We start from the raw sequence: 18,175 nt of genomic DNA, 5'->3' as shown, positions 1-18,175 counted from the left end.
TTTCTCATTCAACCATTTGCCACTATAGTGGGTGTCCTATTTAGTAGTTTCCTCCAATTAGTTCCTAAGATGGATGTCCTATTAGTTCTGGTTTCTGGTGTTCTATTTAGTTTCTCAAAAACTCATCAATACCATCATTAAAATCGTGAAGTATTCTTTCTTTATCTTGAATCTCCCCCATACGTTCACATGCTTCAATGAGCATATTCATACCCCCTCTTATACCATCTGCGACATAAGCCTTAAAATCATTACTATCAACACCATCCCATTTTTCCTGGGGTATAGAGAAATCGATTGTAAGAATCGCCTTATTCTTTACTTTCTTTAACCGCTCCGGCCCCTCTGACTTAAAGTTTCGGATGCTCCCACTTACACGAAAAATAATCGACAGATACTCCAAGGTATAAAAATATCTGTTTTTTCTTTCATCGTTATAGAATATTTCATTCAAGCGCATATGATACGGACCAATCACATTCCTTGAATTTCCGCCACCATATTGAGCACTAAACTGAATCAAACTCATTTATTTATCCTTACGCATATGCGGAGGAACATAGTTAGGGTCATAATTTTCATGTGATGGGTCACGTTTCCCTGCCCAAGGCTCTTTATTCTTTGGTCCAGGCTTTCTTTCCACCATAAACCGCTCTATTTCTGCTGCTCGATCTCTAGAGACCTATGTGGACACCCACATTAACACCTTCTTCCGATAGCGCAATACAAAACCAAGATCTAGGCTAATCATTCGAGCCATGCAGGAAACCATCATGCCAAAGCCCAGAGAACAACAGATCTCACTTAAAGCGACACCCTATTATCACTGCATATCACGCTGCGTCCGCCGGGCATTTTTGTGTGGCACAGATAATATTACCGGCAATTCCTACGAACATCGTCGCAGCTGGCTGGAGAATAAACTCCTCGATCTGCCACAGATTTTTGCAATTGATATCGCGGCCTACGCTATTATGAGCAACCACTATCATGTGGTTCTTCACGTTGATTCTGATCGCTGCAACCTCTGGTCTGATATTGAAGTTGTTGAGCGCTGGCATCAATTATTTAAAGGTAATTTACTGTCGCAACGCTTTGTGCGCGGCGAAGTGTTACCACAAGCAGAAACCCGTGTTCTTAAAGAGAAAATCGAACTCTGGCGTTCACGGTTAATGGATATCAGCTGGTTTATGCGCATACTGAACGAAACCATTGCCCGCGAAGCAAATCTGGAAGACGACTGTACAGGTCGCTTCTGGGAGGGCCGCTTTAAATCACAGGCCTTGCTCGATGAGGCGGCACTAGCAGCCTGCATGGCGTATGTAGATTTAAACCCGGTGCGGGCAAGTATGGCGAAAACACCCGAAAAATCCGACCATACCTCTGTAAAACAGCGCGCTGAAAAAGCAAAAATAGCATCCTGCCCAAACCATCTGTACCAACAACCCAAACAACTTCTGCCCTTTGCCGGCAATCCAAGACAAAACATGCCAAAAGGGATCGCCATGCGACTGACAGACTACCTGGAACTGGTGGATGCAACCGGCCGGATTATCCGCAGTGATAAACGCGGAGCTATTCCTGATAGCGCCACGACCATTCTGGATCGCCTTGGCATCAACAGTGATCAATGGCTAACTATGACGCAGCAATTTGAGGAATGCTTTACGACCTTTGCTGGCCATGAAACGAGCTTAAGAACAGCCTGTGAAAAGCTAGACTACCAACGACCTTCCGGACTGAGCCGTTGCCGAAGGGCCTTCGGCTAGAAAAATCCAGAATACCAACGCCACTTCAAAGCCAGCCGGTAACAACCGGGATTAGGCGAGCCCGGAATCCGGCACCCTTCGCCAAAACGCAAGTATTTTTAACTGTCTGGTCAATGTCTTCCAGGTTCTGAAAAAATCGTATGCCGTCGCTGGACAAATTTCTCACTCAACCATTTGCCACTACAGTGGGTGTCCTATTTATACTATACTGGTACTGGTGTCCTATTTATACTCTTAGTTCGGAAAGTATCGCAATCTTTACAAGCAGCAGTAGCTAAATCATCAGCATCATTTTTAGTTTGTTCAGATGTATTTCTACCCCTAAAGGTTCGGCTGTCTTTATGTATATCCTTAGAAACTTCAACAGCAGTACCTTGATTATGTACTTGCCTACGCTCAGTGCCACTACAGTGGGTGTCCTATTTAGTATTTTGAATACTGCCAAGTCTTTCCTGGCTGAGTATATTTTGGCATTGGACACCTCGTCAGTTTGACTTTGGTGTCCGTTAAAGCGGGGGAAGCTCAGTGGGTGTCCTATTAGCCTTATTAGACGGGACAACAATTCGAAGTGTTAAATCAGACCTGAACCATTACACCTTCCAAAACAATCTAGATGAATTGTCATCAAATTTAAAAACAATCATATTTTCATCATCAAATAAAATACACGAACGAACAGCATATTTTGAATTATACGATGACACAAGATCGACATTGAACACGCTTTTTTTATCAGTTTTAATCATGACACCACGATTACCTTCTACTCTTTCCACCACATCAGGATTAGATGTCGACTCAACAAAGCACTTATATATTTTAACTTCATCTTTCGCGACCACTGCTTCAAAAAAAAAATATTTAACAAAGAAGACACCTCCATTATGAAGATCCACATCCACATCCACACTCGTCCTATATTTCACTTGTTCTGAAACCATTCGTTCACCATATTCCAGTCTGTATCACTCAAGTTAACAGGTTTTACTTGTTTTTCAACGAGGTATTCTAGCTCCTTACCATACATGCCAACAGGACCAAACTCATTAACAAAGTCACCCTTTGATGAAGCAGTAGGAATAGTAGTTAAAGCGAAATCATCCCCTCTATTAATAGCTTCATCAAGCAATGGTTGATTGTATTCTTCCCAAAAGCGTCCTTCAGCGTATGTTACATTAGCAGGTTGATCAGGGATATTTAATAGATTGAAGCCACCTTCCTTTTCACCTATATCATAGGTTTTTGGATAATTTGTTATCTCTAAAGCTTCTTCAGTACCTGAACCCTGATAATCATATTTACCCAACACCGTTGTAGTCTTCTCTGGATTTGCATCAATTACAATCCCATTTGACAATTCTATTTTGCTAGGCTGAGCATCAACATAAACTCTCGGTGTTTCTTGATTAAGATAACCAAAATCCCCCTCCGCATCATACGATCCATTATTTCCACTAAATGAGCTACCTTCTTCCCTTCTCGCCTGTGTTGCAGCATTACCAGCAACCTCACTGCCTTCTTTCAGCATCATCCCCATCTTACCGATGAGGGCACCGCCGGCAGCTTCTACCGTACCAATAGCTAAATCAATCCCGGCATCGGTGGTTGGGCTAACCTCTCCGGGGTGGGTATCTGCACTGAACGAGTTCAGTACATTGCTGCCGCTCTGGTATTGATGATCGGCGATCAGTTCGTTGTAGCTGTCAATGGCCTGCGTTGTGCCATGCGAGGCCAGCGCTCCGCCACCTAAGATAGCAACACCACAACCCAAACCGACTGTTGCAGCACAACCCCCCGTAGCAATAAGGGCTCCGCCTGCCGCTTCTATCATGCCACCAGCGGTTGCTACGGACTGCTGAGTTCCGGCTACGATATTTTCATGGCTGGTAATCTTGTCATCGATCTTATCTTTCAGGCCATAGGCAAAGTCGTCGTCCGCTGCCTGGGTGTTTACACCAAAAACATTCAGGGTGCTTTTTATATCTTCGCCCTGTGCTTTCAGTTCCTGACCCCTGTCCTGCAACCCTCTTACTTTTTCATACAAAGGGTCATGTTCAGACACCCCTGCAGCACACTCCACTGCGACACAGGCCAACGCCTCAAGATCAGCAATTTCCTGCGCCTTTTGTTCTGCACTCAGGTTGGCTTTGTTGTTGATATTGGCCCGTGCCTGATCCAGCAGGCTGGCTTCATTCCGGTTCAGCTGACGGGCTTTGAGTTCATTATTGTTAATGGCAGCAATGTTCTGTGTGCCTTGTTGTACATTACTGCTGTTTTGGTTAGCTGCATTCCATTGCTGTTGTGTACCATTTCCCTGCGTACTGATTCCGGCAAGACCGCTGTAGGCATCCCAGACCTCTCCGGCACGGTCACCATGATTGGTGGCCAGTGTGGTTTGATCATCCCGGCTAAGGCTGCCGGTCTGACCTTCTTGTGCCAAACGATGACGGGTCTGTTCATGCACCAGCGTTGATACGGTGTCGGTACTATTGGTCATATCGGTGTTGTCGATATTGACGTAAATACCATCACCATTTTCGTGGTACGCACCTTCAACTTCGGTTTTGTTGACGGCGGTGCTGTCGATGGCGAGGGTGTTGTCCTGCAGTTGCGAGCCATCGTAAAGCGAGATGTCTGCGCCGTTTTCCAGCCCCTGGGCATCGGTCAGTGCATCACTCAGCTTTTGCAGACCTTCTTCACTGCCTTCTGCACCTTCGTCACCGCGCAGTTTATTTTGTTGTTTTTCATCGGCTGCCGCCGCTGCCAGCACTTTTCGTTCGGTTGCGTAGTTGTTGACGTTACTGAAGAAATCCAGGGCACTTTGATCGGTATTGGCAACGTCTTTAGCGGCCTGAACGATTTCTTTACCGTGCTCAACACTATCGACAACGTCTTTCGCTATTGCATTCTGCCCACCATCACTAAATAACCGATGATCCACCGTCACCGTGGCATCCAGCCCGCCGGTCTGCTGGTCGAGGGTGATTTCCTGGGTGTTGCTCAGGTCATTATTTACATCAGCAATATCGTGCGCCGTACCGTCTTTTTTCTGCACGGTGCCGCCGCCGAGGGTGGCGTAGGTGGTTTGTTCAGTGTTGTGGCCGTTGTTCGTTAAGCCGACGGTGGTACTGCCACTTGCATAGCCTTCGTTGTCGTCGGTCTCGGGCTTATCACCCGACCAGCCGGTTCCTACACTCAGATTTACGCCACGGCTTTCGCTGGTGTTGTGATCGTAGAGGTTGTTGATGGTCAGCTCGTCGGTGATGAGCGCCAGGTTGCCGTTGTCGGTTAGGGTGCCGTCTTCATTACGTGTGGCACTGGCAACGGTGGCACCGGTGATTTCGGTGGTGTCGGCGTTGATGGTGACTTTGCCGTTACCGGATGCTCCGCCGATAAGGGTGGTCTGGTTGTTTACCCACTTGCTGTCGCTGCTGCTGTCGTTCTGGTTACCGCCGACGTTGCTTGGGTCGATAGGCAGACTGCCACCCACGCTGCCGCTAACGTTATAGCCTTCGCTATGACTGCTGGAACGGCTTTCGTCCTGCAGACTGGCAATGGTGAGCTGGCCGGTGGTGATGTCAATATCGTTCTGAATTTCGATATTCGCACCGGCAATGGTGAGCTGGTCACTGGTGCTGGTTAAGCTGCCGGCATTGATGCTGCTGTTAACGTGGGTTTTGGAGTAGCTGTCAGACTCACTGCTGTTAGCGCTGGCGTTGGCACTGAAAGAATCATTACCACCACTGTTGCTGAAGCTCATGCCGGCGCTGTATGTCTGCTCGCTGGAGCTGCTGGTGCTTTCTTCCGTTCCGGCGGTAATGGTGACGCTGTTGCCGTTAAGTGCCAGCTGATCCTGCACATTAACCGATGAGCCAATAATGTTGAGGGCGTCGGTGGCATTAAAGGAAGCATTGCCACCCACATTAATATTGGAGCCAACATAAGTCTGACTGGTGCTGGTGCTTTCTTTTTCGGTGGTGGTGGTCTGGGCACTGGCGCTGGCGTAGAAGCCGCCGGTGCCGGTCGATCCTGCGGCCGTAGCGCCCGCTGCGGCAAAGTTCAGCGTAGCCTGTGCCAGCTGAGTGGTGGCGGCAGCAAGGTTCGCTTTGTAGTCATCCAGGGCACTGGCCGCCAGACTGCCATCTTTAATACGGCGCTCTGCATCGGCGAGAGCATTTTTGGCAGCTTCAACATCGGCTCCGGCCTGAGCGACGGCATCGGCGGCGTAAACGGCATCGACGTAGGCGTTTTTAACGCCCAGCGAAGTGGTGCTGACTTCGGTTTTTTCGGTATGAGTAGTGCTGCTGTTTTCGGTTACGCCTTCGACGTTAATATTTTGCGCAGTGAGGCTGGCATCGCCACCTGCACTGAGATCAGAACCGAGGAGATTAATATCGCCTTCGCTGTTCATAATCAGATTGCCACCCACATTAAGGCCCGCGGTAACGGCGGTTTCCTGGGTAGTGGTGGTGGTTTCGGTATGGTCGGTAGCGGTTACACCAGCAACCGTTACTTCCTGCTTGCCCACTGCAGGCTTGGTAGAAGCAACCGTTTGCTCGCTGCTGCTTTCGGTGGTGGTGGTGGTGTCCATCACGGCAGTAATAGTGGTGCTGCCGGTCTCAATATAGCCATTACCTGCGGCATTGATCTGGCTGCCGTCAACCTGCAGGTGATCATCCACCCGCACAATCAGGTTGCCGCCAGCATCCACGCTTGAGGTGGCATTATGGGTGGTTTCAACCCGCTGTTCTTCGCTGTGGCCAACGGTGAGGGTGGTATCAACACCCAGGGCTTCGAGTTGAGAGGTAACGCCCATGCTGCCGGCAACAAACATAGCGGCGGAGGCGAGGTTTTTCAGCGGGCCTTTGAGGCCGGATTGTTTAACGTTCCATTCTTCGTCTTTTAATTCCACGGTACCCACGGTGAGATTACCGATGCTGCTGCCATCGGCGCTGATAAACTGACCGTTATCATCCAGTACCGGTGCGCCGTTTTCGTCGCGCAGCAGGTTGGTGTCACCGAGGGTGATGTTATTCTCTGCCGCCACTGAAGACGCCAGTATCGCAACATCACCACCGTTACTGTTGATCTGTAAATTGGCCGATCCTGTGCATCCTGCACTCTCGGCATTGGCACATCCCTGTCCGGCACCACCACCTGCCCGGATGGTACTGCCAACAGCTTCTTGTTTTACATGGCCTTTTTGTTGCGCACTGGTGGTCGCAACACCACTGCCACTTTTCTCTTTGCTGTAGCTGTCCTGATTAATACCAGCGGTAATCAGGATGTTATTTTCGGCATTCAGTGTGGCATTACCACCGGCACTGACATCAGCTCCGACCAGAGTCATATCATTACGGGCATTCAGTAACAGATTGCCGCCTGCGCCAAGTTCAGTTCCCTGAAAGGTCAGGGTTTCCTGTTGCGTGGTGGTTTTTGACGAGCTGAAGGTGCCTTTCTTCTCACTGTAGCGCTGCTGATAATCGCGCTCAGTTACACCCTGCAGATTAATATTTTCTGCATCGACCAGAGCATCGCCGCCGATGTCAAATTTGGCGGCCTCGGAGTTAAAGTCGCCACCGGCACGGAAGCTGGCATTACCGCCACTACGGATCTGGCTGGTGAGGAATTCGGTATGTTCATCAATGTTTTTACCACGTTGACTGCGGCGATCCAGTTGCAGGGCATTGAAGTTAATATCACCACCGGCCTGCAGATTCATATCGCCAGAAGTGGTCAGGCTACCTCCATTGTTGTTTATGTCATTACTGGCAACAACGCTCAGGCTACCCGCTGAGATATTCCCCCCGTTACCGGCAATGGTGTTGTAGTTGGTGCCATCGCCAAAGCGCATAACATTGCGCTGGTTTTTAAAGCTTTCGGCATAGATATTCGCGCTGTTTTTAACATTAATATTGCCAGTATTTGTAAAGTCACCCACGCTGATATCCATGCTATCAGCCACAATACTGCCCGCTGCCGGGGTAGTAATTTGCTCAAGCGTAGCCTCAGGCAGATAAACGGTAGGAACCAACTGCTGAGTTCCACCAATGTTCATGCTGACATACCAGATCATCGGTGCTTCGAGCTGGGCAATCTGATCACGGGTGAGTGCCTGCCCTACCTGAAGGTTGCCATTGCTCTGGTGCTGCTCAAGATAACTGACGGTGTTGTCATACAGCGCCTGACGTTGCTCTGCCGAGCTGGACCAGTCGGGCGAGAAGTAGGCGGTACCGGTTTGTGCCAGTGCAGCCTGGGTAATAGCCTGAGCTTCCTGATACGGGTCCAGTAAGAATACCGGCTCTGTATCGGGCAGCTGAGTATCTGTAAGCCGTTTAAAAATGTAGTCAGGCTGCAGCTCATACTCGGTGTCGGCAATAATTCTGCTGAGGATATCAGGATCAAGATCAAACAGGCTGGCGCGGCCGTTATTCATGCTGCGGTCCTGACCTTTATTCAGACTACTCCGTGCCTGGTTAAGCTCAGCACGTGTTGCACTCAGGTCGGGGGCATTGATGCTGTTAATCCAGTCCGTTGTGTCAGGCAGGTTAACTGATCCGGTAGTGACGTTCTGTATTTCAGCCAGACTGGTTGTTTTATTTTGCCATTGCGGAGTGCCATCCCCCAGTACTGGAGTTAAAGACTGATACTGGAGGCCTTCAATTGAAACATCAGCCCCCTGCCAATTATTGAGGCGCGGAGGGTTGTTACCTACACGGGTATGTTTTTCAACCTCTGGAGTGTACTGGCCTTTGTCCTGCCAATAGTTGCCGGATAATTTCCACCCTGATCCCCCGGCACTAATAGCACTCAGTTGTTGCTGAAGTGCAGCTTGTGCTGCTAATTCTTCGGCCGTTTTATCACCTGCTACAGAGGCGGCATTGAGGGCATCGAATGACAGGCCTGGAATAATAAATGAAAGCAGGGAGATCGTTGGGGTTGGTTCACTGTTGGCAACATCCACCACAACGCTGTCGGCACCATTAGAAAAGCTTCCTTTACTAAAAGCACCTGCCACTTCCGCATCAACTTCTGAATTACTTTCAGAAACACTCGAATAAATTCCTTCTGAAAAATCCTCCTGACTTTCCGAAGTGATACTCTTGGCATTAACAACTCCAATATTATTAAATGATTTATCAGCTTGATATGAAATGTTTCCACCTGATGTTATTTGACCAAGAGAAAATTCATTCACCGATTCAAAGGAGCCTGGAGCTTTAGATGAGCCTTCTTTATTATTTGATGTAAGATCATCACTCCACATGGTATCCCAATAATATTTCCCCCCAACCACACTGATCTTTGATTCAATCAATTCTTTTGCAGCAGTTGAAACCTTACCATTCGAGGAATTATACCTGGACTCTAGTGACAACCCGTATGTTTCTTTATGCTGCTCATTGTTAACATTCTTATCCTGCCAACTAACTTCATTCAGTATATATGAAGTCTTTTCACTACCATTATTAAGTGCTCCTTGTATCTTAATATTTCCGGCAGCAGAAACATCTCCCACCATATTATTCAGATCACCATTATTAAGTTTTATCTCACCTCCACTCAGCACCTGACTGCGAGCATAATCATTAAACACATAACCGGATAAATAATCGACCGAATGTTTATAATAATAACGCGTCGCCTTTGAAACACAGCTACCAGCAACTTTCTTAGTACATTCCTTTTTTCTCCAATATGAAAAATCATAATTCGAAACCTGCTCATGGTAAATAGTCGAATCACTACGCCTATATCCCTGATTATTAAGATTACCATTCAGCAAAAGGAGTGAACCAGCTGTATTAATAAGCCCAACACCCTGCTTATCCGAATCAGCGTAGCCATTATTAACATTGATCGCCGACAAGGTATTCCATACACCTGCACCAAGGGATTCAATTGAACCGTTATTATTAATATTGCCAACAGAAGTCAGGTGAAACGAGTTTTTAGCATTTATATACGAACCAGTTTTATTATATATATTCCCAAGAGTATCTAGCGTAACATCATCGTTATAAGCGACAATCTTTGAACCCACCATATTATTGACATCCCCGGAAAGATAAGCATCAATCGCCTCTGCGTACATCCGGTCATTATTAATAATACTTCCGGAACGGTTCTCTGCCGTACCCAGGGACCAGATGCCATCTATAGTAATCCGGTCATTATTCAGCAGTTGATTAAAGTGCCACTGGCTGTCACCCGATGCCTTAACGTTGCCATTAACAATGATGTTCTCAGCCGCAATATCCAATCCATCATCAGAATGTATCTGACCATTATTAATCCAGTCAGACGCTTTATCTGCAGCGGAGAATCCATCGGCTAGTCCGGATATACGGATGCTGCTGCCGTTACCCGAAGCAGAATTCTTGGTCGAGATAACTCCCGTTGAACGGTTTTCAAAGCGGCCAGTATCGATCTCGAAGTCTGCTTCTCCACGAACGTTACCAGTATTCTGGAATGAAGCAGAGGTGATGTTGAGGTCGGAGGTAAAATCTATATCACCATGATTATTCAGGGCTCCGGTAATATTCCACCGACTCAGGCCTGCGCCATTGCCGATATCGATATTGCCTTGCTGCTGAACCGTTAATGTATTTGCGTTGATATCAATCTGATTATCACCAATTAGCGCGCCTGAAACAGACAGATCGTTACCATCAATAAAGATATTCGAGGCCTGATAAACTCCGCCCATAATTCCGTTGATATAAAGATTCAGTGTTTCAGCAGCAACAAGTCCGGTGGGCTGATTTTCTGCAAGCGCTTGCGTCCGGATGGCAGAAGAGACACTGACTTCGTTGATATGCTGTGAAGCACTGCCAACATTCAGGGTATTGCCATAAATCAGGTGCTCATTTTCAAGACGATTGACTGTGACAGAGGTTGTACCCTTACCGATTAATTCACCACCATTGTGTAACCGGTTCGCTTTTAATGAAAGATCGGCTTCACTTTGCATAAAACCAACATTAGAGATCAGATCCTGACTGGTCAGACTGATGTTATTAGCGAAGATACTCGCCCCGATGTTATTAGAGATAGTTTTGGATTGTAAATCAATCTGATCCCGTACCAACAAGATACCATCATTATGGATATCCTCCAGAACAGCAGCCGGGGCTCCTGTAATTGATCCGGCTTGAATATAACTGTCAGATCCATAATTTCTGAGCGCACCAGCATCCTTCAGAACCAGCGCACTGGTCAATGATATATCACCATAGTTTTCCAGAAGGCCAATGCCGTTAAGATGCAGAGCCGTTTCTATATTGCCATCATTGAGTTCACGAATCAGTCCACGGTTTTCAAGATGTCCTTTTGTTAATGCAATACTGCCATTAGTTATTTCAACGGATGCATTATCACCATTTACAAAACTGCCTGAATTAAGGTCGAACACACCTGCCGTTGTCTGATTGGATACCGCATCTGGATTATTTAAAATCCTGTTTCTCTGAGCATCGTTTAATACAAGCCCAGACTGATAAATAGTTCCATTATTTGTCAGCAGGTTATCCGCGAGCGAAATTTTTGCCTCTCCAGCACCAATAATGCCCTGATTATTAAGCGGACCACCACTCATTGATAAGGATGAAGCAATCAGCAGACCGCTGTTCGTAACTGAACCGGCATTTTCAATTATGAGCCCACCAGCACTTCTGATTCCCGCAGCCTCGTTTAAAGTATTATTTGCCTGATGGGTTGCCAGGTCAGCTTCATTATTAGAAAACTCACGAATATTTTTGACCAGAATCAACTCATCTGACTCAATAGACCCCATATTGAAAAAACGATCAAAACCAGAAAATATTGCCGATCCAAAATCAAGAACTGATCCCGACTCACTTTCACTGTACCGCTGAGTTATCACGCCAGTTTTGCGATTAAGAAAGTCGGGCTTTATAGTTACACCATTGCTTCCTGTAACACTGATATTTGTCGCAACCCACTGTCCGGCATTATCAATATCTGCACCAGAGATACTCAGATCGTGGGCACTGAGCATGCTACCTTCATGACTGATAAAACGATTATAGGTTGCAGGGTTGTTTTTGCTCAGGTCAATCGTCGCTATTTCAGTTACAATATTTCCACCATTCACCAAGCCTGCAGAGGAGTCGATATTGAGAGTGTCAGCAAAAACATCTCCCTGATTAAAGAATTCCTGTCGATCACGAACAATATTCAGCGTACTAGCGTCGATGCGCCCTTGTTGGATAAATTTTTCATTTCCGATCTGAACCGCGCCATTAGACAAAATCACTCCCAACTTATGATTTTCAACGGAATCAAGACCAGAAAAATTAACATCATGGCTACCTTGCAGCGTGCCGGCATTGATATATGTTCCAGCAGATCCACCCTCTGACTGCCAGCTGACGGTTCCGGTGATCGTCTGTGTTCCATGATTATTAAATAGCGCAGTATCAGACTTTGCGGTATAGACCGTATTGCCTGATACCAGATCAGCTCCGGAATTATTAGCCAGATTCTGATAAGTTAGGTCTAAATACTCAGCCCCCAACTGATTATTATTAATTACATCACTGCCACTCAGAACAAGACTATCAGCGGTAAGGACACCATTATTTTCAAAGACATTTGCGGCCTTAATTACTGCATTGGCAAAAGAAGCCACACTACCGTTATTGCTAATATTGCTACCGATTACGCTTAGCTCATCAGCCGCCAGAATGTTTCCTGAATTTTCTACCCTGCCTGCAACATTAATATCAACATTGTCTGCACCAAGCTCACTGTCAGCATCTAAAATCAGGTTATTACTGCTGATTTCAACAGAAGCGCCATTCAGAATACTATTTTTAACATTAACATCATCTGCAATTAAGTCGGTACTTGTAGTTATGATGCTGCTATTTTTAAGCAGTGCTTCGCCATCACCGACTCTGAACTCAAGATTTTTTGCCGCAACATCACTGTTATTCAGTACCGCATGAGTATCTGTAGTCAGCGACAACGTATCAGATAAGTCAAACTGCCCCTGCAGCGAAGCAGTATCTGCAGTTACGGTGAGGGATTCCCCGGCGATAGCAGCGACCAGATTCAGCTGCTGAGCAGCGGTCAACTGAATTTCGTCTGCATTCACACGGCTTGCGGAAACATTAACGTTATTCCCTGCCACGCTCAGCTTGTCTGAATTGATATCTGTATTGTTTAGCCCCAGATCATTACTGGTCGTTATCGCCAGACTATCCGCCAGCTTATAAGTACCGCTAACAGAGGCATCGGCCGCGGTCAGATTAAGACTGGTCGCATCAACCCGCCCCTTGAGATCAAGTTGTTGAGCTGTGATTATCGTTGCGGTATCTGCTAATAATTCAACACTATGTAATTGTGCATTGTTACCAGCATTCAACATCTGATTGATTGCTGCTGAAACCATATTATTGATAACAAGGTTATTACCTGCCAATACCGAAAACTGATCTGACCACTGGTAATCATCATCCAAACTAGCTGTTGTCGTATTGGCAGTTATTGTCTTCAGCTCAATATCGTTATCAGCAACCAGACTGGCTGTGTCAGTCGTTAAACTTACATTATTCATGACCAAGTCGTCTGCCTTCAGAGCAAGCGCACTGGCAGAAAGGTGGGCATCATCGATGAATAATTCGTTATCGGTTATTACGGACAACGTGCTTGACAGATCAAAACTACCACTTATTTCAGCCTGGTCAGCGGTGACAGTCAGGTTATTACCGCTAATATCGCCATCTAAACTCAGTTCATTATTTGAATTCAGTTGTGCCTCATTTACTTCCAGAGTCACACCATGAGCACTGATACTATTGCCTTGCAGCAAGATGTTTACAGAACTAGCGGCAATATTGTCGACATCCAGATCATGACCTGCGGTTACCGACATATCATCTGCCAACAGGTAGCTACCCGTTAAAGTAATATCAGTACCAGCATTTACCGATAAATGGTCGCCACTGATAACGGGGGCAGAACCAGTTCCAGTCAGACTAATATTTTTATCTGCATTTAAGTAGCTGCTACCAGCAGAAACTTCGAGATTATCAAGCGTAATATTATCAGCTTTGAGGTTCAGGTTGTTGGCATTAATGCTGACAGTCGTGGAAGTTATGTCACTTTGAGCTATCACTGACAGTTGATCTGCCAGAGAATAGGAGCCATCTATTTCAGCAAAACCCGCCTGGACAATTAAATCGTTACCGCTGACACTGCCTGAAAGATTAAGATTCTGTTTAGCTATCAGAGAGGTTGCTTCTGCATTTATATCGATATTTACTGCACTTATATTATTGCCAGCCAAGTTAAGATCACTTGTTGTAAAATCAGCATCAGTTGCAGTCAGCTTATCTGCAACAACAATATTGAGGTTATCGGCAAGTTTATAATCACCCGCCACATTAACATTGCTCGCAGTTAAATCTAAAGAATTACCGGTTAACGAACCAGAAATTGTGAGATTCTGATTCGCCATCAACTTAGCCTGATCTGCGCCAAGCATTACATTATGGGCCTGTAGGTTATCGCCGTTCAGCATAAGATTAACGGCTTGCGCGACAACCCCATCAATAATAAGGTCCCGATCAGTTGTAACTGATAGCGTGTCTGACAGAACGTATTCACCTGATAGTTGTGCATCACTACCTGACCGAGCAGTCAGCGAGTTACCTTTCATCGTACCTGACAAACTCAGATCCCTGTCTGCCACCAATTCAGTACTGTCCGCAACAATATTGGTTTCAGTCAGCACAAGATCTGCAGCAGTTAATATTAAACTGGCAGTGGTTATATCAGCATTATCGGTACTCAGCTGATTTTCTGCCCGGGCAGTGATATTATCAGAAAACTGATACTGCCCACTTAAATCGGTATTTTGCGCGGCAATCGTCAGGCTATTACCGCTAGCTGATCCTGAAATTTTTATATCTTCATCAGCTACCAGATGGATATTATCTGCTGCCAAGCCGGCACTGGTAAGGATTATATTCTGACTGCCAAGACTAATATTTTTGGCAGAAGCACTCACATCTTGACCAGTAAGTTTATCACTGGCGATCACAGACAGTTGATCAGACAGCTGATATTGACCTGACAGATCTGCATTGGCTGCACGAACAATTAAATTATTTCCTTTAACCACCCCTGACAGCTGCGTATCCTGACGACTGGTCAAGTATAAAGAATCTGCAGTTATATCAGCATTGGTTAATACAAGAATCTGCCCATCAAGTTTCAGCTGATCGGTTACAGCAATCATATTATCGGCCATTAACTGATTTGTCGTTGCAACAGACAGGCTATTACTCAGACCATACTGACCGGAAATATCTGCATTGGCAGCATTGATTATTAAATCATTACCGACAATGGAGCCCGACAATATCAAATCATTCGTTGCAGTCAAAACTGTCTGATCAGACTCCAGCACAGCACTATCGGCACTGACTCTATCTCCCGCCAGCATCAGATTAACAGCTTCAGCTACAATACCATTCACTTTCAGCTCATTGCCTGCTGCAACGGATAATACATCTGATAAAGCATAGTTCCCGGTAAGGCTGGCATTGTTACTCGCTTGTACACTCAAGGAGGTACCAACCACACTGCCGGAAAAAGTCAGATCTTTTTTTGCTGTTAACTGACTGTTTACTGCACGGATATCCGTCTGCGAAAAAGTCAGGTCAGTAGCTGACAATGCCAAATCTGCCGTATTAATTTCAGCATCATCTGTTGTCAAACGATTCTCAGCACTGATCTGTACATTACCGGCCAACTGGTACTGTCCGCTTAAGTTAACATTTTGTGCATTGATGCTCAGACTGTTCCCGGTAACGGAAGCCGAAAGAGAAGCATCATTCATTGCCTCCAATTTTGCATTTTCAGCAAAAACAGTTACTTCAGATGCTTTAAGATCATTACCAGACAAACTGAAATTTTTTGCTGTAATATCACTGTCATTAATCGTCAGTTGATTTTCGGCAGTTACCGACAGGTTATCGGCCAGATTGTAATGACCAGAGATATCTGCATTTCGTCCATTAACAAGTAAAACCTTGCCTTTCACCGATCCGGATAACTCAATATCCTGTTGTGCTTCAAGAGATATATGACTGGCTGTTAATTGATTATTATTAATTTCCAGATTGTTACCAGTAAGCATCAAGTCTATAGCTTGTGCCACTATACGATCAGACTTCAGGCGATTGCCTGCTGTTACCACCATAGTGTCTGACAATGCGTAATCACCACTAACCTCAGCATTATCAGCAGTCAGAGTTAATTCATTTGCAACAATGGAGCCGGAAAGCTTTGCATCTTTATTTGCATGCAACTGGATTGCACCAGTCTGAATATCTGCCTGATTTATACTTAACTGGCTGGCTGTAGCAGCAAAATCATCAGCTGTAATTAGTATGGAATTTGCCGACAAAGCATTAGTGGCGGTCAGCTGTGCGCTATTTTCAAGCTGCATCTGGCCTGTAATGTCAATATTCTGAGCACTGATTTTTAAGTCTTCAGCACTGACACTTCCAGAGAAAGAAGCATCATCATCTGCAGATAAAACAACATCCTGAGCATTGATTTGTGTTGCATCAAGAGCCAAATCCTGACCGCTCACTGCTAAGTTTCTGGCCGAGATAACAGAATTTTTTGTCGCCAGCTGACCAGAGGTTATCGACATATTATCAGCAGCCTCATACCGCCCGGATAATGCTGCATCGGCAGCTTCGACACTCAGATTACCGCCATACATTTGTGCATTGGCAACAATAGTATCTGAAACAACGGCTAACTCATTTGTCGCGACAATCCGGGCCGATTCTTTTGCCACAAACGAAGAGGATGTAACGAAAATATCTGAGGCCAGCATCTCCCCTGCTGACAGGGCCAAATTGTTGCCCGTAAGGTTAAAACGTTCTGTGCGGATATTTGTATCAGAGAAGTCAGCATTACCAGCATTAATATCCAGGGTTCCGGCATCAGACTCTCCGATCTCGCCACTAAAAGACAGTATCTGAAAGGTATCACCCTGACTGGTAAAATCAGCACCAGCTCTAAATTGTAATACTTCACTATAATAGGATGAGTTTTCCGAGATCAGCACAGCCGTATTCAGATCAGTACGATAAGACATCAGCAATGCTTGCTTAAGATCCAGCGCTTCCGTTTTGGCGTCAATATTATTAAATAACCAGGAAGAATCTGTCAGGCCAAGACTGGATCCCTGAAAGCGCATATCAAGCCCACTCATTCTTGAGCCTGTTACGACCATACTTCCAGCGTTAACATCCAGCTGATTAACAAGTATAAATGCGTTATCGATATAACTCTCGTCTGTCGCTAATGTCAGATCAGACACTTCAAACCGGCTATTATTTATACCCCATTGATGCGTATTGGCATTTAAAATATTGACGGATAATACACTATCAAGAAATCCGAACTTTCCACCGACCAGAGACGCCGTATTTATCCTGATGTCACCATCCTGAAACAGAGCATTATCTACAGTCTGTATATCTGCATCATTGAGAACCAATAAGTTGGCACTGGATCTCAGGTTATTTGAACTCAACAATAAGTTCAGCGATTTGGTCTCACCATTTAAATCAATCTCAGAGTCAGCATTAATTGTCAGATCCTGAGTAATAATGGATGTAGTATCTCCTGTAGAAACAACATTACCGGAAACAGATACTGAGAGATTGGCAATCAAATCATCTGTAATATTCAGTTCATCTTCAGCGACAAGCGTCAACTTTTTGAAAGCATCAGCATCTGATACCGTCAGCCCACCAGCAGAAGAAATAAACAAATCATCTGCATGAGAAAACAGATAACCATCAGCCTTTACCCCCAAGCCTTTCTCTGTCCCCATAATATTGATTTTACCGGCCTGCATTGCGCCAAAAACACTCGCGTCAATTGCCAGTGCCCGGTCAGGAGTTCCTTCCGGACTTTTAACCGTGACTGCAGTTGAAGAATTATCATCTGAGATCAGAGCGTCATAATTAAGATCATAGGTTCCGGCAATAATATTCAATGAATCAGGCACATCGACTTCACCATGAATACCAATGTAACGCCCTAAAAGATCAAGCGCTTTTGGTTTATAACGGTAACTCAGACCTTCACCTTCAATGCGAACAGAGCCATCCCGAATATCAAAGTTAAGCTGATCGTCGCTGTAGAAGGACCGGCCAGTAATCATAGAAGCGCGATCAGTATTAATAAAACCACAGCCGTCACAGGTAATGCCGTTAGGATTAGCAATAATAATATTCGCTTTATCACCAAACACCTCCATCAGACCATTCAGATCCGAATCGGATGCCCCGGTTACTTCATTCAGAATAACCGAAGCACTGCGCCCACCGAGTGCTGGGTTAGCA

General features: G+C 45.6%; 4 protein-coding genes. 1 reads left to right on the top strand and 3 read right to left on the bottom strand.

Going from position 1 to position 18,175, the window contains the following annotated elements; translation table 11 throughout:
• Positions 1-106: 106 nt before the first annotated feature.
• Positions 107-529, bottom strand: a complete 423-nt coding sequence (locus LGT44_RS17460) for a hypothetical protein (RefSeq protein ID WP_230332358.1) — start codon at positions 527-529, stop codon at positions 107-109.
• A 244-nt stretch (positions 530-773) separates the two neighbouring features.
• Here LGT44_RS17460 and LGT44_RS17455 point away from each other — a divergent pair, with 244 nt between their 5' ends.
• Positions 774-1,769: a transposase gene (locus LGT44_RS17455; protein WP_230333656.1), complete on the top strand. Its 996-nt coding sequence runs from the start codon at positions 774-776 to the stop codon at positions 1,767-1,769.
• Between the two features lie 590 nt (positions 1,770-2,359).
• Here LGT44_RS17455 and LGT44_RS17450 read toward each other — a convergent pair.
• Together LGT44_RS17450 and LGT44_RS17445 are read right to left on the bottom strand one after the other, a co-directional pair.
• The gene (locus LGT44_RS17450; RefSeq protein WP_230330309.1) at positions 2,360-2,710 is read right to left on the bottom strand and encodes a hypothetical protein; all 351 of its coding nucleotides are present in this window, start codon (positions 2,708-2,710) and stop codon (positions 2,360-2,362) included.
• The gene (locus LGT44_RS17445) at positions 2,692-18,138 is read right to left on the bottom strand and encodes a hemagglutinin repeat-containing protein (RefSeq protein ID WP_328296359.1); all 15,447 of its coding nucleotides are present in this window, start codon (positions 18,136-18,138) and stop codon (positions 2,692-2,694) included. Before LGT44_RS17445 ends, LGT44_RS17450 begins: the two co-directional genes overlap by 19 nt.
• Positions 18,139-18,175: the final 37 nt, after the last annotated feature.

Source organism: Thalassolituus alkanivorans (genome assembly GCF_020447205.1).
Classification (GTDB): domain Bacteria; phylum Pseudomonadota; class Gammaproteobacteria; order Pseudomonadales; family Oceanobacteraceae; genus Venatoribacter; species Venatoribacter alkanivorans.
Note: the sequence above shows the minus strand (reverse complement) of the source record. Positions and strands in the feature narration are given on the sequence as shown.